The sequence below is a fragment of the Paenibacillus sp. HB172176 genome, from assembly GCF_011947265.1.
Classification (GTDB): Bacteria; Bacillota; Bacilli; order Paenibacillales; family Paenibacillaceae; genus Pristimantibacillus.
In genome coordinates this window covers 105025-128500 of record NZ_JAATHD010000019.1, presented here as the reverse complement: position 1 = coordinate 128500, position 23476 = coordinate 105025, and the positions used below count along the sequence as shown (strand labels likewise).

Annotated in this window: 12 protein-coding genes; 1 reads left to right on the top strand and 11 read right to left on the bottom strand. The window is 55.0% G+C overall.

Features of this window, described 5'->3' with window-relative positions:
* From HFP08_RS29770 to HFP08_RS21075, 11 genes are all read right to left on the bottom strand, one after another.
* Positions 1-53: helix-turn-helix domain-containing protein (locus HFP08_RS29770; RefSeq protein ID WP_481856591.1), on the bottom strand; the 53-nt coding region annotated here is incomplete at its 3' end.
* A 191-nt stretch (positions 54-244) separates the two neighbouring features.
* Positions 245-1108 carry a carbohydrate ABC transporter permease gene (locus HFP08_RS21120; protein WP_168122595.1) on the bottom strand — a complete coding sequence of 288 codons (864 nt, stop codon included), beginning with the start codon at positions 1106-1108 and terminating at the stop codon, positions 245-247.
* A complete protein-coding gene (locus HFP08_RS21115) occupies positions 1102-2061 on the bottom strand; it encodes an ABC transporter permease subunit (protein ID WP_168122594.1) in 960 nt (319 codons plus the stop codon). The genes HFP08_RS21120 and HFP08_RS21115 overlap by 7 nt, the downstream gene beginning before the upstream one ends.
* A gap of 564 nt (positions 2062-2625) precedes the next feature.
* Positions 2626-4104: a response regulator transcription factor gene (locus tag HFP08_RS21110; protein WP_168122593.1), complete on the bottom strand. Its 1479-nt coding sequence runs from the start codon at positions 4102-4104 to the stop codon at positions 2626-2628.
* 15 nt (positions 4105-4119) lie between these two features.
* Positions 4120-5850: a sensor histidine kinase gene (locus HFP08_RS21105; RefSeq protein ID WP_168122592.1), complete on the bottom strand. Its 1731-nt coding sequence runs from the start codon at positions 5848-5850 to the stop codon at positions 4120-4122.
* 459 nt (positions 5851-6309) lie between these two features.
* On the bottom strand, positions 6310-8535 hold the full coding sequence (locus HFP08_RS21100) for a helix-turn-helix domain-containing protein (protein WP_168122591.1): 2226 nt from the start codon (positions 8533-8535) through the stop codon (positions 6310-6312).
* Between the two features lie 79 nt (positions 8536-8614).
* A complete protein-coding gene (locus HFP08_RS21095; protein ID WP_168122590.1) occupies positions 8615-10306 on the bottom strand; it encodes an extracellular solute-binding protein in 1692 nt (563 codons plus the stop codon).
* Between the two features lie 55 nt (positions 10307-10361).
* Positions 10362-11237 (bottom strand): carbohydrate ABC transporter permease, encoded by an 876-nt coding sequence (locus HFP08_RS21090; protein WP_168122589.1) that lies wholly within the window; start codon positions 11235-11237, stop codon positions 10362-10364.
* Positions 11238-11297: 60 nt separating this feature from the next.
* Positions 11298-12233: an ABC transporter permease gene (locus HFP08_RS21085; protein WP_168122601.1), complete on the bottom strand. Its 936-nt coding sequence runs from the start codon at positions 12231-12233 to the stop codon at positions 11298-11300.
* 363 nt (positions 12234-12596) lie between these two features.
* The gene (locus HFP08_RS21080) at positions 12597-14516 is read right to left on the bottom strand and encodes a hypothetical protein (RefSeq protein WP_168122588.1); all 1920 of its coding nucleotides are present in this window, start codon (positions 14514-14516) and stop codon (positions 12597-12599) included.
* A 913-nt stretch (positions 14517-15429) separates the two neighbouring features.
* Entirely contained in the window at positions 15430-20640 is a 5211-nt protein-coding gene (locus HFP08_RS21075; protein WP_168122587.1) for an Ig-like domain-containing protein, read from the bottom strand.
* 436 nt (positions 20641-21076) lie between these two features.
* Here HFP08_RS21075 and HFP08_RS21070 point away from each other — a divergent pair, with 436 nt between their 5' ends.
* Positions 21077-23407, top strand: coding sequence for a right-handed parallel beta-helix repeat-containing protein (locus HFP08_RS21070; protein ID WP_168122586.1), 2331 nt, complete (start codon positions 21077-21079; stop codon positions 23405-23407).
* Positions 23408-23476: the final 69 nt, after the last annotated feature.

The window sequence follows — 23476 nt, the reverse complement described above, 5'->3', positions numbered from 1 at the left end:
ATTTGCTCTTGATTAGGGTAGATACGATATTTGAAAGCTTTATGATGCAGCATCGTTTCCATCACACCTTACATCAAGATTGAAAAGCCTCTAACCCCCTTTATTATAGTACATACGTTCGTACATAGTCACTGACAAATTCCCGATTCATCCCCCGCCTTCGCTCTCCTTTCATGAGTAAAGTAGCTTAGAGGCAGGAGTATTCTCGGTGTTTGTGATAAAAACCGGCGCCGGCTGCCGGAATTTACCCTTTGATCGCGCCTACCAGCATGCCTTTGACAAAATACTTCTGAATGAATGGATAGACGATAATCATTGGCAAGCTTGCGGCCACAACGGTTGCCATCTGGAGAGTGACCGTTGGCAGCGTCACCTCGGGATTAATATTGTCCAAGGACTCATTCAAAGTCAAGATATTGCGAACCACGACCTGAAGCGGATACAGATCCCCATCCTGAATGTACAAGACGGCCTGGAAATACAGGTTCCAATACTGCACCATATAGAACAATCCGATGGTCATCAGAGACGGAACCGCAAGCGGGACGACAATCGTGGTCAGAAGCCGCCATTCCTTCGCTCCGTCGATCCTGGCCGATTCGAAGATCTCCTCGGGCAGATTCTCGAAGAAGCTCTTCATGATCAAGAGATTGAAGGCCGATACGGCATTCGGAATGATCATCGCCCAAATCGAGTTGAGCAGCCCCACCTTCTGCACGATGAGATAGGTCGGGATCAGTCCCCCATTGAACAGCATCGTGAACAGGATGATCAGGAGCAGGAGCGATCTTCCCTTCATCTTCTTGCGGCTCAGCGGATACGCCATGAGCACCGTCAAGAGCAGGCTGAGCGTGGTTCCGACTACCGTTACGAATATCGTAACCATTAAGCCGTTTGGCATATCCGTCTTCTCGAGCAAATAATGATAAGCGTCCCACGTGATGCCGCTCGGCCAGAAGACATAGCCGCCGTTGCGCATAACCTCTCCGTAGGGAGTAAGCGACATGGAGACCACGAACATCAGGGGAACAACCGCAACAATGCCAGCGAGGAGCAATACACCGTATACGACGATGTCAAACATGCGCTCTGAATGTCCTTTCACCATACGCTCTGCCCCCATCTCTTGGCGACCGCATTGGCGCCTATGACCAGCCAAAGTCCAATGAAGGACTTGAACAAGCCGACCGCCGATGCCAGGCTGAAATTCAGCTGCTCCAGGCCCGTGCGATAGACCCAGGTGTCAATTATATCCGCAACCGGATAGACGCGAATATTGTACATGACATAAATCTGCTCGAAGCCCGCGTCCAGAATATGGCCCACACGCAAAATTAGAAGCAGGACAAACACATGCGTGATGCTTGGCAGCGTAATATGCCACATCATCCGCAATCGGCTGGCTCCGTCTACGCGCGCCGCCTCGTACAAGGAAGGATCAATGGACGACATCGCCGCGAGATAGATGATGGCGCCCCAGCCAATATCCTTCCAGATCTCCGAGCCGACGAGCACGCTGCGGAACCAATCCGTCGAGGAGAGGAATGGAATAGCCTCGAAGCCCCATTCGTGCAACCAGCGGTTCAGAACGCCGGAGGTTTCCGACAAGAACGCGATTGCAATGCCGTAGATAATAACCCAGGACAAGAAATGCGGCATATAGGTCAGCGTCTGAATCGTTCGTTTGAACCACGCTTTCCGGCACTCGTTCAGCAGCAGAGCGATGATAATATCCGGAAACATCCCGAACAGGATCTTATAGCAGCTAATGAGGAACGTATTCCTGAGCAGCTGCGTGAAGTACGTCGATTCATAGAAATATTGAAAATGCTTGTACCATGGATCCGCCCACGGGCTTCGCCATATCCCCTCCAGCAGATCATAATCCTTGAACGAAATAATAACGCCGTACATGGGAAAATATTTGAATACGATAAAAAAAACGAGCCCCGGCAATAACATGAAATACCAGGAGCGTTGCGACCAAATCTCCTTCCACGCTTTGCGGCGGAGAGAAGGCGAAAGCAACATCGCTTGCGCATTGTTCGTTTTCCGTGCCATGAGTGCCCTCCCTTGATTTGCTCTCTTCATGGTATCAGCCTTGCCTCCTGACGGGAATGAACGGATTTATCGACTTTCTAGAACAAATTTGAGGGAGAGCGGGAGTCGAGTGGCTGAAAGCAACACTCAGGAAACGAAAGCGGCAGTATAGCCTTCGAAAATTTAAAGAAATACCAGAAGAGCTTAAGAGGCACTAGAAGAAAAAACCGCCCTTGGGACGGTTTTTCTGTAGCGATTTGAACATATTTAAGAAATGGTTATTTCGTTTCCGCTAGCTCAGACTTCACAATCTAGATCGCTAACGAATCCTCATAGCGTTATTTGTTATTTTTCTGAATGATTGGAACTCTAACGAATATCTATATACTTATTTGCTGCTACTCAGTGAAAAAATACCTTTCTTTGCTGCAATAGCGATAGTAGTCTTCGTTAGATTTATACAGTGGGCGTTAGGAGGGAAATAACGCTGTGAGTCTTCGTTAGATTTTGCCTGGCTTCTTCCAATCCGCCGGATACGTTACCCCTGTGGCGCTGACTTGAGAGCTGCATTATTGACAGCCACATTTAAGTGTGAAGCTTCCTGAAATCGCTTGGCGTCATATCCGCCCATCTGCGAAAAATCTTGGAGAAATAGTTGTCATTGGCAAAGCCGACCTGACGCCCGATTTCATGGATGGGAACATCCGTATTCGTCAAAAACCGCTTCGCCCGTTCGATTCGATATTTCTGAAGAAAGTTAATCAAGGTGTCGCCCGTCTTGCGCTTGAACAAGCCGCTCACATAATGCTCGTCCATATTGACGAGCTCCGCCATCGACTTCAGCGTAATTTCCTTATCGTAATACTGATGAATATATCCGATAATCTTGTTGATCTCCTCATGGTCGGTATACTCATGCGTCTCCAGCATCCGTTCATGCTGCGCCTCCTCCAGCCGAAGCTCTATCCTTCGCAGAAGCTCTTCATGCGAGGGAGCCAGCCACAGCTGTTCATGATCTTCTCTGGCCATGCTCATAATGCTCAGCAGCATGGCCTCCAAGCGGACGGCTTCCTCCTTCACGATCGGAATGCGCAAGCCCTGACCCTCGAAATGCAGCCAAATTTGCTCCAGCACAAGAAAAGCTTCGTTCAGCTTGTCCTTCTCAATGAGCTGAATGAGCTTTCCCTCCAGCTCCCATGGTATGACACGATTCGCGACCGCTTGCGCGGCATACCCGCTCTTCGCCCCGTACCACTTGTCACGCAACTGGTCCATTGAGCGGAACCATGCCTCCCTCACTCGCTCTGGACACGAAGCCTCGATTCCTCTAACGACCGCTCGCCCTTCCATTGCATCCTGCCAGCCCGGTTTCTCTTCGCTGCGTCTGCCTGCGAATTCGCTCCAGCAGAAGAGGGAGATGATTCCGCCGCGACGGAACACGTGCATCTCCTTACCGACGATATCACCCCCGAGAGCTTTAAGGAGCATCTCGGCTTTCTCGTCATCTAGAAAGACGATAAGCGTGCAGGCCTCATACTCCGAAGCTTTAGATGGTTCTGATGGCTCTGGCGCAACTTGGAGAGAATCTGTTTCAACCGGCAGTCTGTGAGACATATATTCGTCCCACCACGAGGCATAAAAGCTGTTCCAGATGCCGCCGAATCGCTCTGCCCGCCGCTCCCTGTCCGCTTGAAGCTCCGCCCCCAGCTCGCCGAGCTTCTTGCAAAGCGATTCGATAGACATGGACAGCTTCAACACATAGCCCGATGCGCCATACTCCAAAGCTTCCTTCGCATAATCGAATTCATTGACGCAGGTCAGCATAATGAAGCGCGTGTCGACGCCAAGCTGCCGCGTCTGCTTGAGCAGCTCCAGCCCGTCCATCATCGGCATCATAATATCCGTGATGACCAGATCGGGCTTCTCCGATTTGATAATCTCCAGCGCCTGCAATCCGTCATCGGCTTCCCCGATGATCTCATAGCCAAGCCCGTTCCAATCAATCTGCTTCCGCAGGGAACGACGAATATACGGCTCATCCTCCACCAACAGGATTTTCCACATGCCGGCACCCTCCCTTCATTCCAATTCCTTCGGGGCCGACAGCAACAGCGGCATCCGAATGGTCACGCAGGTTCCCGGATTAACTTCCTCGATCGTCAATTCGCCCTCGTGGCGGAACAACAACGCTAGACGCTCCTGAATATTGGCGAGGCCGATTCCCTTGCGCTTGCGTTTGTCCGTCTTCTCCCGGGCCCGATATCCGACTCCGTTATCCTCGACCTCGAGAATGAGAATTTGCTCGCGCGTATAGGCTCGTATCGTAATAACCCCGTCCCTCTTCAGCTGCGCGAAGCCGTAATTGATCGCGTTCTCGACAAGCGGCTGCAGAATAAACTTCGGCACCAGCGCGTAGTTCAGCTCTTCTTGAAACTCATAGCGGATGCGATACCGCCCTCCGAAGCGAATCTGCTGAATATAATCGTAGGCTTGCAGCAGCTCCAGCTCCTTATGCAGATGAATGATCTCTACATCCGACGCCAGACTTTGCTCCAGCAATGTCCCGAGCGCAATGCAAATTTCCGCCGTCTCCCGATCCTCTTTCTCAAGCGCGCTCCACTTGATCAAATTCAATGTATTCAACAGGAAATGAGGATTCATCTGAATGAGAAGCATCTGCAGACGAATGGCCTCTCTCTCCCTGACCTCCATCTTGAGCTGCTGAATCAGCTCTTGAATATCGTTGACCATCCGATTGAAGGTTTGGGCCAGAGTCAGGATTTCTCCCTGATAGCTGTGCTCGGAAATTTTGGACTTCTGGAAATTCTCCTGCACCATGTCCGACATCTTCTTCTGCAGAAGCTTCAGCGGCCGCGTTATGCTCGAAGAGATGGCGAAGGTGATGAACACGAACACCAATACGGTAATAATGAAGGTCGTGATAAGCTGCTTCTTGATCTGATCGAGACTGCCGAAATACAGATCCAGGGTGAACATGGAGGCAATATGGAAATCAAGTGATCTGACGTACCCGGCGTTAACCAGCGACGCGTTCTTCTGATCGATGAAGGAGGCCTTCTCCTGATCAGTCTTCAGAATGCGGGCAATGACATTCTCGTCCAAGCGTGCATTGGAATCGGTCTGCGCCAGAATGCGGCCGTTCCCGTCCAGAATCATATAATCCTGCTGAATGAGCAGATTGCGGCTGAAGCTGTCGAGCCATCCTGCATAATCGAAAGTGATTTTGAGCCATCCTGCAATCTTGTCATCGGACTGTATCAGAGCATACAAGAACAGCTTGTCCTTTAATACCCAGCGAAAATCCTCCTCCCCCTGCTCCAGCTCGCGAAATACGTGCGATTGCTGCATGTCCGGGTCCTCGATTGCCTGAGCGTCCATGCTGCCATGAACAAAGCCCTGCCGATCAACAATTTCAAACTGCACATAATCCTCTCCGTAAGGTCTATATTGCTCGCGGTATTGCTGCAATGCGGGAATGATTTGTTCTTCTTGATCGGGGACGCCGATCCGCTCTGGCTCTTGGCCCTGCTCTTGCTCCAATTGCCCCATAATGGCCGGATTCAGCTCGATTTGCAGCATATGCACGAACAGATTGGACCGAACATTAGCCAGGTTATTCATAATAAAATCGAGCTGTTCATTATTTTTGTCAGACAGCTGCTTGCCGATAATCTTCTCGATCTGTGCATAGTTATACAGTTGAATCGCCAGGAAAGGAATGACGATGAATAATAAGAAGGATGCGAATAGTCGGTAAGTGAGGGTTTTCGGGATCAATCGTTTCCACATGAAATGAACTTCCTCCCGGATGCTGAGCTTGCCTCTATTGTATCATGTTAAGCGCCCAAAGCTTTGGAATGGATTTCACTTTCGCCTGGAACAGAATTAATCTCTTTTTCCGCGGAGACGCCGCCTTGATCTTTCAATGGTAACACGTTAACTCTTCTTGAAACCAAGGTTGTATTGGAGGATGGATTGTCGGTAGGCGGAAAGAAGCTGCGGGAAATATACGAGGCCGCTGACGGACACAGGAGGCGCTATTTAGTGAAAATATTGAGTTTGCTCAGTTTCGCGGACACAGGCGACGCTATTTCCTCAAAAATACAATAAAATCGCTGCTTTTTCGAAAATAACGTCATCTCTGTCCGCGAAATCACAAAAACGGCTCATTTTGCAGAAATAGCGTATCTACGGTCCGCTCAGGCAATACAACCTCATGAATCGGCTACGCCAGCTTGCAAGTCATGCCTATATCTGCTTCTTCCGATAATCGCCCGGCGTCATGCCGACGATATTCTTGAACGCGCGTATGAACGAGAAGGCGTGAATATAGCCCACCTGAGCGGAAATGTCCTGGACGGATTCGCGGGTTTCGGTCAGCAGCTTCATCGCATGCTCCATTCGCAGCTTGGCGATAAAGTCGATCAGCTTCTCGCCGATTTCGTCCTTGAACATCCGGCTGAGATACGTTGGCGTCAGTTCGAATCGGTCACTAAGCTGTACGAGCGATAGATTGGAGTCGTGGAAATGCTCCGCGACATAGCTCTTGACTTGCTGGATAGTGGCATAGATATCCTTGCCCTCTCGCAGCTTCGACATTTGCCCGAAGAAGTCATCCAACATCCCGCTCAATCGCTCGTCAAGCTCCTCGAATGTCTCGAACCCGGCAAGCAGCTCCGCAATCGCCGGCGCCGTTCCCTCGTTCCACAATCCGACGTATTCATCGGACAGCTCCCGCATCTCGAGCGAGAACTGATATTGCAAATAACTGAGGATATTGATAATTTCGGAGCGTTCGTACAAGCTCTTCCGGATGCAGTCCGCCAGCTCGCCATAGCTCCTCCGCCACTCCTCATTGCCCTGGCGATACAGCCGGGCCAGCTCTCTAATATGCTGCAGTTGCTCGTAGACGGGCTGTTCCTCCCGGTTCTCCCCGCCAGGCGGAACGATGACGCGATTGAGGCCCAGCGTCGACTTATAGCGAAGCCCTTGATCGGCGTTCTCGCGCGAGACGACCGCCTCGTTAATGCCTGTAGCCGTCTCTCCCACCGAAGCTGTCAGCGTAAATCGCAAATTCTCATCCACCCAATCGCGGAGCAGCTCCATCAGCTTCAAAGCAGGCTCGTCATCCTCACCTTCCACCTGGATCAGAACGCCCAGCTGAGATGGCGACAGCCAATCATTCCACTGCGCGACGCCATTCTTGGCGGCGAGCTCCTCCAATACGTTCACCATAGCGAACTTGAGCAGATAGCGATCTTTCTCGGGGAAGCTGCCCTGAAATTCCTTATACTTGTCAATCTCGGCAATCGCTACCCGATAACTGCCGTCGGCTCTATGCCAACCAAGACGTTCCGTCTCGCGCAGCCATTCCTCCGCCGAGATGACTCGCCGTCCCTCCATAATGTCGGTAAACAGCACCTTGCGGCGATACACCTGTCCCGAAATCGCTTCCTGCTCGAGGTCATTGGCATTCTCGATCAAGCGCTCGATCGCATGCTCGATAAAGCCGAAATCATCGTCCTTGCCCGACCATTCCGAGATTTTGCGCTGCGAGATCCGGCCTATTCGGTGCAGGATCGCTTCCACCGGCCTGTATTGCCTGCGGCTGACCTGAATCATCCATACGATGCCGACGGCGACGCCCGCGAGACCAAGAATAAGCCAAGAGTAAGACATCGCGCTGAAGATGCCGAACAACCCCCGCTTCTTCATGCCTGCTCGAATTTCCAGCCCGCTCAGCTCCGAACGCACCGTCAGCAGGGAGCTCTCCTCCCAGGCGCGATTCTCGTTTTCCGTCATATCGGATCTGACGAGCTGCCCGCTCGCATCGGTCAGGTACAACTCACTCAGCTCGGATTGCGACATTTCGCTGAACACAAGCGCCAGCTCCGCGGTCGACACATTCACGACGAACTTGCCCTCGCTGCCCCCGAGCAGCGGAAATGTACGGACCAGGGAGATGACCGTGCGCGGATTATCCTTCGGGAGACCTTGAAACAGCCGCGGCTCAGACCATCTCGCTCCGGTTGATACGCCGCCCGGCAGATCGCTGCCAATAAAGGCGTTGTCGCCGAATGAAACGGCTTTCATAAACAGGTTGTCGGAGACGACCATGCCGTCGTGTGCCCGGTAGATGTACACAGAATCGAGAATCGGCAGCGTGCTGACGAATTCGTTCAACTGCACCTGCACCTCATGAGCGAGATAATAATTGTCGCGGGACGCGGGATCGAAGAACTCGGCAATCGTGTCGTTCGTAAGCAACTCGCGAATCGACAATTGATCGACGGTTTGCAGATCGTAATCAAGCGTCTGCATCACATGCTCGGCGAATACGCGGTTGGCCTGCTCCGTGTCCTTGCGGGTCATCTGATAGACCGACACGAAGAATACGACGAACAGCACGGTGACGATAAAAAAGAAGATGGGCGCAAAGGTGAGAAAGAGCTTTCGATACCCCGTTCCCTTCATCCATCTTCATCCTCTCCTATGTAGTCGGTCGAAGCCTTCCCCCGGAGGCGGAAGGCTTCGATACTCTTATTTCTTCGGCTTATTGCACCGGCATGAATTTGTACATATCCTTGGTCAAGAAAGCGGTGTCTTTGTTTTCATTGTACCAATTCTCGTACCACTCATCAATTTTCGCTCCGCCCGCCCGGTCCCAGGCCGCCTGCGATTCCTGTAGCGCCTGATCCGGCGTGTAGGACGAGCCGGAGACAATCGACTTTTGAAAATTATCCAAAATGGTTTTGAACGCGTTCGTCACGACTAATTGCATCTCCGACGGCAGCGCAGGCATAAGCTCCGGAACTGTCAGATATGGCTCCGGGCGATCCTCGCTGACATAATATTTCTGCGACAGCTCCAGCAACTCGCGGCTTTTCACTTGCGCGGGCGTAGGATCGATCAGCGGGCAAACCTTGGCGTCAAGAGGCTTGTTGGCAAGCATGCGGAAGTCTCCGGTATAGCTGACCTCCTGTTTAAATTTGTCCTGATCGATTATCTGAGGACAGCCCTCCACCATGTTGTAGGTTTCACCCTCTATGCCGTATTGAAGCGTCTCGACTGTAGCCGGGTCAGCCATGAAATCAATAAATCGCATCGCCGCCTCGGGGTCCTTGGCTGCGGAGTTGATCGCCGTCGTCATCTGCACCGGATTGCCGATCGCCGGGCTGAAGGCTCCGTTCGGACCTTCCGGCAGCGGAATCACCGTGAAATCGCTGTCAGGATTGTTTTCGCTGAACGCTTCGATATCGCTTGAACTCATTCCCGAGCCGCCGTAGATGCCGAGCTTGCCGTTCAGCCAGTCCTGCTTCGCCTTCTCTCCTTGGCTGTCGGCCAGGAAGCCCTTGTCAACGGCGCCTCCATCATACAATTGCTTCATGTAATCGAATGCCTGACGGGTACGCTCCCAATCATGAACCAGCTTGCCGTCTTCGACATGCCAAGGAATCTTCTCATAGATCGTAAACACGTCTCCGAACATATAGTCGACGACCATGCCGCCGATAAAGCTGAGATTAATGCCATAGGTATCCGCCTTGCCGTTGCCGTCCGGATCGTCCTTGGCGAAGGCAATCGCCGTGCTCAGCAGTTCGTCGCTCGTCTTCGGCGTGTCGAGTCCCAGCTTCTCCAGCCAGTCCGTGCGAATATACAGCCTGTGATTCGGACCGGTCGGCGTCACATGAGCGAATTCGTACATTTTGCCGTCTTCTCTGGTTGCGATTTTGCGAATTTCGGGATATTTCTCCAACAAGCTCTTATAGGTCGTGCTGTACTTCTCGATTAGCTCGTCGATCGGCTGAATTTGCTTCTGCGCGACGAGTTGGTCGCGGTACGCCTTGTCATATTCGAAGATTACGTCGGGCGCCGAGTTCGACGCGAACATAACATTGAACTTCGTCTTGGAATCCCAGCGCGGAATCGCTTCGAACTTGACATCGGCCGGGCCGTTCTCGTTGATCCACTTCGTCCAGCGATTGTCCGTGATCGTGCCTTCCTCCTTCGGCACCAGCCCGCGGTCGTAGATGGAGGACGTGATCTTGCCTCGCTTGACCGGTTCGTCGGTAGCCGCAGCAGGCGTGCTTGAGCTATTGCCCTCGCCGACCGTTCCCGCCGTTTCCTCCGCTGCCGGATCATTGTTATTGCCGTTCGAGCAGCCCGCCAGCACCATCGCCAGCAGCATGATGCCGGCGATCGCCGTCAACCACAATCCTTTACCCCTCTTTTTCGTCCCTCGCATTCGCAGACCCTCCTGAATAATTGGAATAATAGCTTCTTGTTATTCAAACCGTTTGCTACCCCTTGATGGCGCCGATCATGGCTCCCTTGACAAAATATTTCTGCAAAAACGGATACACCGCGACGAGCGGAATGATCAGCACCATCATGCCGGCCGACTTCACGCCCGCCGGCGTGACGAGCAGCAGATCCTCCGGCTGCAGATTGTTGAGCGACTGCAGCATCGACTGGCTGCGAATCATATTCTGCACCAGCACCATCAGATTGTATTTCAGCGGATCGTTAATATAGATGAGCACGTTCATGAACGCGTTCCAGAAGCCGACGCCGTAGAACAGCGCGATCGTCGCCAGCATCGGCAGCGACAGCGGCAGCACAATTCTCGTGATGAAGGTCCATTCCCCCGCTCCGTCGATGCGCGCCGCCTCCTCCAGCTCATCGGGCATATTCTCGAAATGCGTTTTCATAATAAGCATATTGTAAACGCTGATGAGTCCCGGCAGCCACAGGGAGCCGTATGAATTGACCAATCCGAGCGCATTGACTACCAGATAGGTCGGAATTAGTCCGCCGCTGAACAGCATCGTGAACACGATGGCCAGCGTCGCCGGCTTCCGGGCGTAGAACGCCGGCCGCGACAGCGGATAGGCTGCGAGCAGCGTGAACAACAGGCATAGCGCCACCCCGACGACGGTCAACAGCACGCTGTTCGCGAACGCCCTGCCGATAGAGCTCGCTTCGAACAGCGTTCCGTACGATTTCCAGGTCAGCCCGATCGGGAAGATCGACACATTGCCGGACAGCACGGCCGTGCTGTTGCTGAGCGAAAGCGCCGCGATATTCAGCAGCGGCAGCAGACAAGTGAGCGACAGCAACGTGAGCAGCGCGTAGTTGCAGGCATAGAACCATTTTTCTCCTATCGTATCCTTCAAGCTTTTCACCACCTTTCTTACGGCAAGAAACAACTCATCGCTCTTGTCGACAGACGTCAGCTACCACAGCCCCTGCTTGAAGCGCCGCGCCACTGCGTTCATCGCCAGCACGAGCACCAGTCCGACCAACGACTCGAACAGTCCCATCGCCGTCGTCAAGCTGAATTGCGCCCCCTGCAGACCCACTCTGAAGATGTAGGTCGAAATAACCTCCGAAACATTGGAAACCACCGAATTCTGCAGATTGTAAATCTGGTCGAAGCCGACCTCCAGCACATTGCCGACGCTTAAAATCATCATGAGCACAATCGTCGGGCGAATGCCGGGCAGCGTGATATGCCAGATTTTCCGCCATTTGCTCGCCCCGTCCATCGCGGCCGCCTCGTAAAGGCTCGGATCGATCGTCGTCAGCGCCGCCAGGTAGATAATCGCGCCGAAGCCCGCACTCTTCCAAATGCCCGAGCCGATGAAGATGGCGATCCATGAGCCCTCCTTGTACAGAAACGGATACGTATGTCCAGTGATGCTTTGCCATAGATGATTGACGATGCCTCCATCCTCGGAGAACATCGTGACGACCAGCCCTCCCACGACGACCCAGGATAAGAAATGCGGGAGATAGAGCAGCGTCTGCGCCGTCTTCTTGAACGCCAGCTGTCGCACCTCGTTGAATAGAATAGCCAGCGCGATCGGGAAAGGGAACGTGATGGTGATCCCGAGGACGCTGAGCACGAGCGTATTGCGAATGGTGCGGAACGCCGAAGGATCAAGGAATAGCAGCCGGAAGTTGTCGAAGCCCACCCACTTGCTGCCCCAGACACCTTCGAAGAAGGTGTACTGCTTGAAGGCGATAATCAGGCCAACCATGGGCGCGTATTTGAAAATAAGGAAGAAGGCGACGACCGGCAGAAACATCAGCAGCCAGGGAATATTCTGCTTGAATCTGCGCTTGCGGCGAAGCCGGGCTCCGGACGCGTTCGTGCCGGCGTTGTTCATATCGACCCTGGGCGACCTCTTTGCGATTTTGAAAGTTTGCGCTCTGTTATTCATCGTGATTGTATATGTCACCTCCCGTTTCCGGGCCGATCATGCCTCCCGGAATGATCCCACTGTAACCCGGGGCGCCTCCGCTCAACAATACACATGAATTTCTCATGCACAAAAGAAGCGATTCGGCAGCCGTTCGGCTCTCTGCACAATTATTTACCATGCACAATTGGCGCTTTCGCGGCTCTGAGAGGGTGGCAACTGCGCTTTGGCACCTCAGTTGATGAAACGTTTCTTGCGTTGCCAGACCACAGTTGGCTTACCAGCCTGCGAAGCTTCCCAGCGTTGCCGACTTACCAATTTGCAAACCGATCAGCGCTCACTAGCACCAGCGCTTGCGTAAGGATCTACACGCAGCGACAATTCGACTCCGTCAGGCGCCTTGACAGCTATTTCGCGAATCATGAAAGGATCGCTGCGCGGCAGCTCCCAGTCCGTCATTCGACGATCAGTTATTTCAATGCATTGTAATCGCTTCTCAAGCTCCTCCCGCTCCGGCTTGTCGTCGATCATGACGACCACCCACCCATGATCGATCCGATGCTGACGAAGATCGCGTTCCTCGCCCTCGTACCAGCGGCGGGTCAGCAGGAGGTCTCCTCCTTGCTCGCTCGTCTCGATATCCGACAGCTTCGCCTGATTCGATCCGCATTCGATGTAGCTGAGCGACAACACTGCCGCATAGCAATGGGGGAACTCCAGCACCGTCCACACGGCTTCGCCCGATTCGATTCGCTGCGGCACGGAATGCGTCGTGATCTCCGTCGAGGTCCATTCCGCCGTCAAGCTCGCGGGAATGCGATGGACGGCGCCTTCAAACCGCTGTACCAGCCATTCGTCGGCGATTTCCGAAGCGCTGTTCGCGAGATGGGACATGCTTCGGTGAATGATCGCGATATTGCCGCTTTGGGTGCAGCGCGTTTCCGGCTCGGGCAGGCAGTCTTCGCTGAACAACGCAGGACTCAGATACGCCCCGTGATAGCTCGCCGCGGGATGCGTTCTCTCGTTCCCGCCTTCCATGACTCGAAAGCGAAGGAACGACAGCTGCTCGCCCTCGACCAGGAAGCTGACTGGCATCGACTGCCAGCCGAGCCCCCATGTCGGCCAGTGATAGCTGCCGGCCATAGCAGGAAAGCAGCTTACGGTTCCGATGCGGCAGTTCGCGCCAATCCAGCTATAAGCGTAAGCATCATCGAAGATGTGTTCTTGCCGCGAGCGCGGTACAGGGAGATCGGGCGCGGAGGGCGACAGCTTCGCCGGATCCTCCGTCAGTTGAACATCTCCTTGCGGGAGCAGGTTGTTGTAGAGAAGCAAGCTGAGCAGAAACGCGACGATATTCCCTGTCACCTCTTGCTCCCAGCAGCGAACGCCCGCATAGAAATTCGTTAGGGAGGGCTTCATTACATGCCCTTCGAAGTTATAGCCGCGAATGGAGGGCACATATTCCCGTCCCCCGAAGAACCGGGCATAATTCAGCAGCTCGTCGCGTCTCGCGCGAATCTGCCGCTCCAGCTCCGGCTCCCGTCCGTTCCATGCCAGCAAGGCGAGCTGGAAAGCGTCGAGGATGACCTTCCCGTACCCGGAGCTGGTGTTCTCCCCCCAGCCCCAGCCGCGCCGCTCCGTATACGACAGCCATCTCTCGAAGAAGCTCTTCGCGCCTTGGAGGCCTTCCCCATCGTTCACGAGCGTCGAGAGTCCGAGGAGCAGCGCGCCGTCGCTGATAATCTTGTTCGGGTAGAACAGCTTGGGATGCGCGCATTCGTGGGCGAACCAGCGAATCGCTTCCTCGAACATGCCTCGCAGAACGGCTTCATGGCCGGCAGGAATGCTCTCGGGCGCTGCGAGCGCAAGCGAGACGAGCGGCACCAGAATGAAGAAAGCCGCGTTCGAATCGTCAATCTCGGTCTCCTCGCGGTACCACCGGAAGCCGCCCCGCTTCTCATGCCCTTCTTTCCGCACCTGCAGCTTCGCAAGCTCCTGAAGCATCTTCAGTCCCTCATCCTCGTCCAGCTTGCCGAGGAAGGCGGCTGCCGCATAGCAGCTCGCGGTCTCGCGGCCCTCATGAACGAATTCGAGATTCGCTACCGCCTTCGTGTGACCTTTGTCTTTGCGAATCATATATTCATGCATGCGCGGGCGAATCCGTTCCATATAGGCGTCGAACTTACGCTCCGCTCCGACTTGTTCAATGATGCGTTGTACCTGTACTTGTACCTGTACGGCTTCTTTCATCTCTCGCAACCTCCGTTTTATCGCGCGCTCCTTTTGGAGCTGTCCGCTTATTGGTCTGCCTGTGCGCAGGACCGTGATGCCCCGCTTCTAACTCATTCGCTTCTTCTTCAAGCGCGGTGAGAAAGAAATACTGTGAAATACTGCAAAAATCCAGCTTTTTCTCTGATTAAAGCGCAAATTAGTGTAATTGATGCAATTATCCATCCATTTACTCATCGTTTTCCTTATCAGAGTCTCTCGGCGCATCATTCCTTGATATTTGCAGGAATTCCGCAGCACTCGAGCCCTACCCGAAAAAAAGATGGATAAATGCAGGAATTCGCATCCCTGCACATCCCTGAACATCTCCGAACTCGCCGACTTGTATATTCTCATTCATCCAAGGTGAAACGGCTGTGCCTTCCTTTGGCGGCGAGGCTCGTTTCATTCCCGTCTTGGCGAAATCATATAGTTTCCTATATTTTAAGAAAAACGCCTGATGGCGTCCTTTGAAAGCAGCGACCTGCTCTAACGAACTTTTTGTCCTCTTAGACGCCGCTTTTCAACACTCGCTTGCTCTAACGGACTTTTTATCCTCTTAGCCAACCAAACGAGCGAAAAAACAGCGGGATGAACCCGCTAAGAGGCGAAAAGGTCCGTTAAAAATCTGCGCTGGCTAAATAGAGCTTCTAAGGGTCGAAAAAGTCCGTTACAGTTGCAGGAATTACTCCCAAACCCCATACTTTCGGCCTTTCAGAGTCGGCGACCTAAAGCTTTGCAGTTCAAAGCAGCCTCGTACGCACATTAAGATTTTATTTGTCATTTCCTATGACGCGAAATCTTATAAATAATAATTTAGAACGAAGAGACCGCGCGAGCGCGGCCCCTTCTGTATCAACGCCCGTCTAATCATGCCGGACGCCCATGCCATCCCCTAATGCCCGCCGCCCAAAAAGCGCTCCAACAGATCTGCAACTGTTGTCTTCAGCAGCTTCGCTTCCCGGATGAAGCTGTCCTTCACGAAGATGGCCTCGGCGGCGTAAAGCTGCATCACATTCCGCACTGCGGCAAGCCGCTGCGCAAACGTTAGACCGTCGACATCCTTCACGGCATCGATGTAAGGCTTGAAGTCGTTATGCACGGTACGGATGTAAGCGACCGAGTCGCTGTCATCCACAGCCGTCAAGTAGACGCTCAGCGCGGCCTCGGCCTTCGCCTCCAGCTCCGAACCGCCTGCCGAGATGACCGCGCAGAGGAAGACGGCGGCGGAGGCGTTCAATTCGGCCGCTGCCTCATCGACCCCCGACTGGGATAATGACTGCCCGCTCAGGACGGCTTCCGCCGCCGCGATGGCTTCGCTCATCACCGCCTTGGAGCCGATCATGAATTGTCCCGGTGAAGTCCCTTCTTCGGCTGCGTCCAGCAAAGAGGAAGCATCGGCAATCGCCTGCTGCAGACCCTCCGCGTTAACGACAACCTTGCTGCTTTCGAAGTCGGCCTGAGCCGCCTCCAGCTCCGCTTCGGCCTCGTCGACATCGACTTGGGATGCGGCCGAATCGTCATACACGGCCTGCGCCGCCGCGATTGCCTCCGCGAATGCAGCCTTAGAGCCCGAAGGATATTGTCCTTCCGCTCCTCCCTCTACAGCGCCGTCATGGAGCGTTTCGGCCTCTTCGAGCGCAGCTTGCAAAGAGGATCTGGCCGCGCTGATCGTGATCGAACCGCTGCGGGAATAGAGACCGAAGAAGCCCGGAGTTGCGAGATAGCCTTCACCGCTGTCGACGGCGTCTATCAAAGTCTCGCCGTCCACGCGAAGCACCAGCCGAACGCCTCCCTCAACGTTCAACGCGCCGAATTCAACTTCATGCTCCTCTCCGAATGTCAGCGCATCGTTCGGAATGGCCGGTCCGAACTCGGCCGTATAGCCGTCGAGCGCGCCGTACAGAATCGTGCGCTGGCCCTTGTTGAATCGGTGAAGCTCGATGCCTCCCGGCGTGAACAGAAGCATATACAGCTCATTCGAGGAGCTCGAATAGCTTTGATCATTCGCCCGATTGCGGAATGTCAGCGCTCTCCAGCCCGAAGTGCCGTTAATCTGCATCTCGAAGCGAATCAACTCGTCGCCATAGCTCTTGCCTTGGAAGATCGCGTCTCCGCTCGGCGTGGCAATCGTCACGCTGCCCTCCCCTGACGTTAACGTCGAGCCTCGGAGATACCAGTAGTCTTCGTCTTTGATCAAATCCTGCGCCAGCGCCTCCACGACCGTAATCACTGTGCTGCCTGACAGCAGCTCGCCCTCGACCTCGGCGGTTGCCGTAATCGTCGCGGTTCCAAGCGCGGCAGCCGTTGCCGAGCCGCTCTCGTTAACGGAGACGATCTGTGAATCCGAGCTTGCGAAGGATAATCCGCTGATCGGGAATTTGCGCCCGTATTGCGTGATAGCCTCAGCCTCCAGATCCGCCGATTCGCCGACCATCAATTCCTGCTTCTCCGCCGTCACGGTCAATTCGCTGATGCTGTCATCGACGAATACGGCCGCGCTTACGATAACGCTTTGCCCGTTCACCGTTGCCGTGATTGTCGCCCGTCCCGGTCCGACTGCATGTACCACTCCCTCGCTATCAATCGTAGCAACCTCCAGATTCTCGCTCGTCCAGGCAATCTCCGCCTCATCAAGATCAATGGCGAAGCCGCTGTGCGTCAGAATCGCTTTCGCTTCGAGCTGCGCAGAATCGCCGGTAGAGAGCGAGAGATCGTCCAGATAGAGCTTCTCAGCCGGTTCATCCCGGCGCAGATGCTCGTATGGAGGCTCGAGGCCCGCGTTCGCAATAATGCCGAGCGCTTCTGCCGGCCAGTTAGCGTCCTCATACACTTGCGTATTGGTTATCGGCGTATCCGTGCCGTTGTTCACCATTTTCTCGGTTGTCGTATACGTATTGTCCATCACAATATCGTGAATGGTCTGCGCCCACATGAACACATAATTCGGCGCATCCTCCATCACATTGTCATAGGCATGCCAGTAATCGCTTCCTTCGTCAAAATAGAGCGAGCCCTGGCTCCCGCTATGATTGCGCAGCAGATAGTTGCCGGACACGATGTTCGGCTCCTCGACCGTCGCCCCCGTCCTGCCGAGCGTATAGATCGGCCCGCCGTCGACAAGCTGCTCCATCGTATCGTAGATCAGGTTATTCTGAATCTTGAGATTGCGAGTGTTCGAAGTGGGATCGCTCGCCCAGCCATAGCCGACATGCAGGCCGCTGTAAGGCGCGTGTCCGATCTCGTTGTGGCTGATATCCATATCGACGGGATAACCGGCGGATATGGCCGCCGACGAGCGATAATCGATTCCGATATCGTACACATAGTTGTCGATGACATCATTATTGCGGTTCAGCTTCTGAGGATCCGTCGTCAGCTTCTGATCGCCGCTCGGTTCGCCGATAGCGATGGCGGTGCCGGACAGATCGGTGAAGCGGTTGCCCTTCACGAGATTATCCTGACTGCCCTCCAGCGTCTTCAGCGCGATCGACCCCAGATGGGTAAAGGTGTCGCCGCTGAATTCGATATCATGCGCGTTCTGCAACGTCACCGCTGCCAGGCCGAGCCAGTCGCCTGTGCCGCTGCCGCTCTCGCGGATATGGCTGTTCTGCGCATCGGACAAGCCGCTGTCCGTCCCCGGCCTGAGCCAGGTATTGTAGGCGAAGGTGATGCCGGAGAACGCGAGATGGCTGACAGGCGTTCCGGGCTCCGCTCCTTTGATCTCCATCAGCTGTTCAAGCTCTGGCGCGACCACCTCGGCGGCGGCCATGTCCTCCCCTGCTCTTGGCATATAGTAGATGCTGTCCGTCGAACGATCGAGATACCACTCTCCCGGCGAATCCAGAAGCTCGTAGGCATTCTCGTAGAACCACGGAACCGTAATGGAAGTGCCGCCTTTATTCGAAGCAAAATACCAGCAAGGCTGCTGCATCGTAATGGTTGCCGTTCCGCCGGATGCGCTGATGCTGTTCACGGGACAGCGCGGATTCGTCCACTTCTCGCTGTATACCATCTCGATATCGCCGATATTGCCCCAGTCCGCAAGGAAGGCGTCGCTTGTCGTATAGCCGCTCGCCGTCTTGACGGCGTTCGTCAACCCCTCCTCGCTTCTCGCACGCACGGCGCGAACGCCGTTCACGTACAGCTGCCTTGTATCCAGATCTCCGCCGGTCGAAGCCTTGTAAATATTTTTGTCGGCATCGAACAGCGTCCAGCCCGCAATCTCGCGGCCGCCGCTGATGACCGGCGTCTCGCCCGGAACCGCCGTATAGATGACGTTGAAGCCATTTTGGCCCGAATCTCGTTCGTCGAAGGTAAGCAGGCTCGTCTTAAGCTGCCTTGTCGCGTAATTCTGACCGCTCTGATTGTAGAGCTTCTCTTCCGTCACCTCATATTCGGGCTTATAGACGCCTCCCCCCAAATAAACCGTAATATCCGAGGTCATGACCCCGTTTATCGCGCGCACCTTGTCTCTGGCCTTCGTAATCGTCCGGAAAGGCTCGGCCTCCGTCCCCGGCCCCATGTCGTCGCCGCTAACCGGATCGACGTAATAAGCCGATCTGGCCGCCTCGTCGATCGGCTCGGTAGGCTCGCTTGCGTAGGCCGTTCCTTGCGAATAAGCGTCAGCCGGCGTTACCTCGAACTTCACGAACTTTCCTTCCAGCTCAGGAGCGAGCAGAAGCGTCATTCCTGTCGCGCCTTCGATTCCGGTGTATGGTCCTTCCGCCGCATCGCTTTGCAGCCAGCGGTATGTTGTTCCAACCTCCGAATCGCCCTCCTCATCCGCAAAAGAATACGAGCCGGTCAGCTGCTGACCGATGATTTGAACGCCGCTGATTCCCACATCGCCCGCAACCGGGGCGGCATTCGCCGTGACGAGCACGGACGAGCTGTAGACCGCTTCGCCGACCGTAGGCTCGACCCCCGCATGAGGAACGACCGCGAAGGTAATATATTTGCCCTCCTGATCGGAGCCCACCGTATAGCTCGTGCCGGTCGAACCGGGAATCGCCGCGATAGCGCCGTTCGCCGCATCGCCGACATACCAGCCATACTCGCTTCCGACTTCAGCGTCGCCGTTGGCGTCCATATAATCGTAGCTGGCCGTCAACATTCGGCCCGGCTTCGCCAAGCCGCTCAGCTCGACGTTCGAAGCCGTCGGCGCCAGCGGCTCGCTCGCGGGCACGCCTGCTTCCAGCGTCACCGCGTAATCGATCTCGGCGGCAGGATTGTCCGCCGCGACGGCATGGATATTCACCGTTCCTGCGGAAGCCGCGTCGGTCACCTTAAGCACGCCCGTCGCCGAATCCACGCTCACGCCGGCAACCGAGCCCTCAAGCGACCATACGACAGCCGGATCCTCCAGCCCCGCCGTTGTGCCGAGCTGATTGCGCACATCAGCCGAGTAAGCGTACGACGCGCGTCCCGCGACCGGAATCGTCGCCGTCGCCGGACCGTTTACCGAGAGCGAAGACGGCCACGCAGGCTCGGCCGCAAAGTCATCGACGTAGAAGTCGGTATAATGCCCGTCCTCGTCCTTGATAGCGCTGTCATTTTGTTGATGCTGAACGAACACCGTCGCATCGTCATACACATAACCGGAAGCAGGGTCGCTTCCTGCAGTAGGGAACGTCTGCAAGCCTTCGATATGCGTCCATTCGGTGTCCACATTGCCGATCGCCATAATCGGATAATTGGCATTATTCCATTTCACGCCGCTCTGCGTCACGAAGAGACCGACCTTCCCCGTGCCGACCATCCGCTTCACCCAAGCGGAGAAGTAATACGTCTTCCCAGGCTCGAAAGCGATATGCGTCTGCCGGATATTGCCGGAATACGCCGTCGAGCGATCCACCAGAGCCGAAGCCTCCCCGGTGTGCTTCTCGGATGTGTCGCGAACGATTGTCGCCCCCGAGGCGGACCATCCCGTCAAATCCGTCTCGAAGCCGCTATTGCTCAGCAAGCCGATCTGCGCGGCTTCGGAATTCCCTGCAGCGGCGACCGTCGTCGTCGTTCCTCCCAGCAGTCCGAACCCGCTGACATACACGTTCAGCAGCAGCGCCGCGGCCAGAATGGCCGATAGTCCTCTTACCCTTTTGTACACGAATCATTCCCTCCTTCGAATAATGAGATCCTTGCGGCAGACAGTCTGAGGAGCGGCGCAAGCCTTCTTCTGAATGTATCAATCGCTTCGCTTGATTCCGATGGCGAGATGCCTGAGGCGCGCCCCGCTTCCCCTGCTTGTGACTCCGCAGTTGTACTGTACACAATGGGCGGAGTCCGAATCAATCCACATAAATTTCGCGTCCACAATTTGGACCAAATCCATCTGTACGTACGCTTCAAGCAAGGAACAACGAGCATTTTGCCATTTGTGCATCGGGAATTATTGTTCATTGTCCTGTTGACGTTCATTCGATAGGCTATGGCTATACGGAAAGGAGGTGAAGGCGCGGACGCAGGGCCGGGCGCGAACATCGCTTGGCGCTTGGGCCACATGAGAGAAGGAATTCCACAATGAGAAGGAGGAGAAATGACGAATGAGAAAAAACGAAAAGCTTCGCCGATGCCTGTTGATCGCCGCAACCGCGGTCATCGCCGCCTGCATCCCCTTCGGCATGCAGCGGGCGGAGGCCGGCACGCAGGCCACCTATTACGCTTCCCCGACCGGGAGCGGCTCCGCCTGCTCCGCCGCATCGCCATGCTCGCTCGCAGGCGTTCGCAACAAAGTGCGAACCGTCAACTCCGCCATGACCGGCGACATCAAGATTTATCTGCGCGGCGGAACGTACAGCATGTCTTCCACATTAACGCTCGACAGCTCGGATTCCGGCACGAACGGCTACTCGGTGCAATGGTCCAATTATCCTGGAGAAACGCCCGTTCTGTCGGGCGGGCAATCCTTGTCCGGCTCCTGGACGCTGCATGATTCCTCGAAGCAGATCTATAAGCGAAGCGGCGTAAGCAGCGAGTTCCGACAGCTTATCGTGAACGATACTCCGGCCATTCGGGCCCGGACGCCCAATCTGACCGATGCCGACACCATGGGCGGCTACTACACGACCGTCAGTGCCGACACGACTGCCAAAACGTACAAAATCAACAAATCGGAGATTGCCTCCTGGTCCAATCTGAGCAAGGTGGAGATGGTCTTGCAGCCCCATTGGTATCACAATAATTTGCGCCTCTCCTCCTTCACGACAGATGCCAGCTACGCCTATGTCTCCTTTCAGGCAGCCGAAAGCGGCAGCGCATTTACCAAATCGGCTTCCTTCTACAGCTCCAATGCCTATCATTTTGAAAACGCTTACGAGCTTCTGGATGCCGCCGGAGAATGGTATTTGGACACATCTGCGGACACGCTCTACTATAAGCCTCGCAGCGGCGAAGATCTCTCGACTGCAGCGGTTATTGCTCCGACCCTCGACGTGCTGGTCAACATGGCGGGAACGTCGGAGACTCCCGTTCACGACATTTCCTGGAGCGGCGTCACCTTCAAGCAATCGGGCTGGAGCGGACCGAGCGGAAGCGGACTCGTCGCCACCCAGGGCGCTACGCCGATCAACGGCTTAACCGTTCCCGGCGCCGTTCAGGCATCCAACGGCAATCGCATCCGCCTGATCGGCAATACGTTCGAGCAGCTTGGCGGCACCGGCATCAAGCTCGGCTACGGACTCAAATCAAGCCAAATTGTCGGCAATACGCTGCAAAACATTGCAGCCAACGGCATTGAGCTTCGATCGCCGAAAAATGCCTCGACTGCCAATCTCTCCGAGAATGTGCTGATCGGCAACAACGACATCTCCCGCGTCGGGCAGCTCTATACGAACGGTATCGGCATCCTCGCCCATTTCGTTCGCGACGTTCTGATCGAGCATAACGACATCTACAATATGCCGTATATGGGCATTCAACTTGGCAACCAGGCGGGCTGCAATTGCAATACCGGCATATCCGGCAATCAAATTCGCTATAATGACTTGCATGACGTCATGCAGCTTCATGACGACGGAGGGGCGATCTATACGCTTGGACGCCAGCCGGGAACCTATCTCTATCAGAACTATATCCACAGCTTGGCCAAAAGCGATTACGCCATGAGCTATCCGCTTGCCGGACTCTACATGGACAATTACAGCGAATTCGTCACCGCGCAGGATAATGTGCTGAGCGATATCGACACCGCCTCGGGAGCATCGCTTACGTACGAGCAGACCGGAATCGGGGCGCAGAACAATCAGTGGGTGAACAATGCCGCGCAGACCCAAAGCGTCAAGGATAACGCCGGCGTTCAAGCCGCCTACTCGGAGCCGGTCATCGTGCGATTGTCCGACGGCTTCGACGCCGCGACTACGGGAGCTTCGCCTCCGGGGTGGACAGTCGCGAGCGGCACCGGATCCGCCCTCGTTGCCGATGTGCCGGGCGCGGGCGACAAAAGCGTGGCCGTCAGCAAAGCCTCGAGTACGGGAAGCACTACGGCAAACCGTACAATAAGCGCCGCCAGCGGCATTGTCACGGTAGAAGCCCGGGTTCGGGCCGAACAGACGAGCGGCTGGAAGATGGCGCCGTATATTACCAGTTCGGGCGGCACGGCGGCCGTCAGCCTCATCTTCGAGAACGGCTATATCAAAACGTACGACGGCTCCACGCTTACGAATGCCCAAGCGTTCACGGCCGGCGTCTGGTATGACCTGCAAGCCGTGCTGGATACGAATACCGATCAATTCGATCTGTACGTGGATGGAGTCAGGAGAATCACGGACGCCGACTTCCGCAATTCGGTCTCCGACATTTCCGGCCTGCTGCTCGGAATCGGAAGCGGCCATACGGGAAGCTTCTACTTCGACAACATGAAGATTGTCGCCCCATAAAAGCAAAAACAGGATACGCCTTCCGCAGCTCATGCGAAAAAGGAGTATCCTGTTCTTCTATCCGGAGCG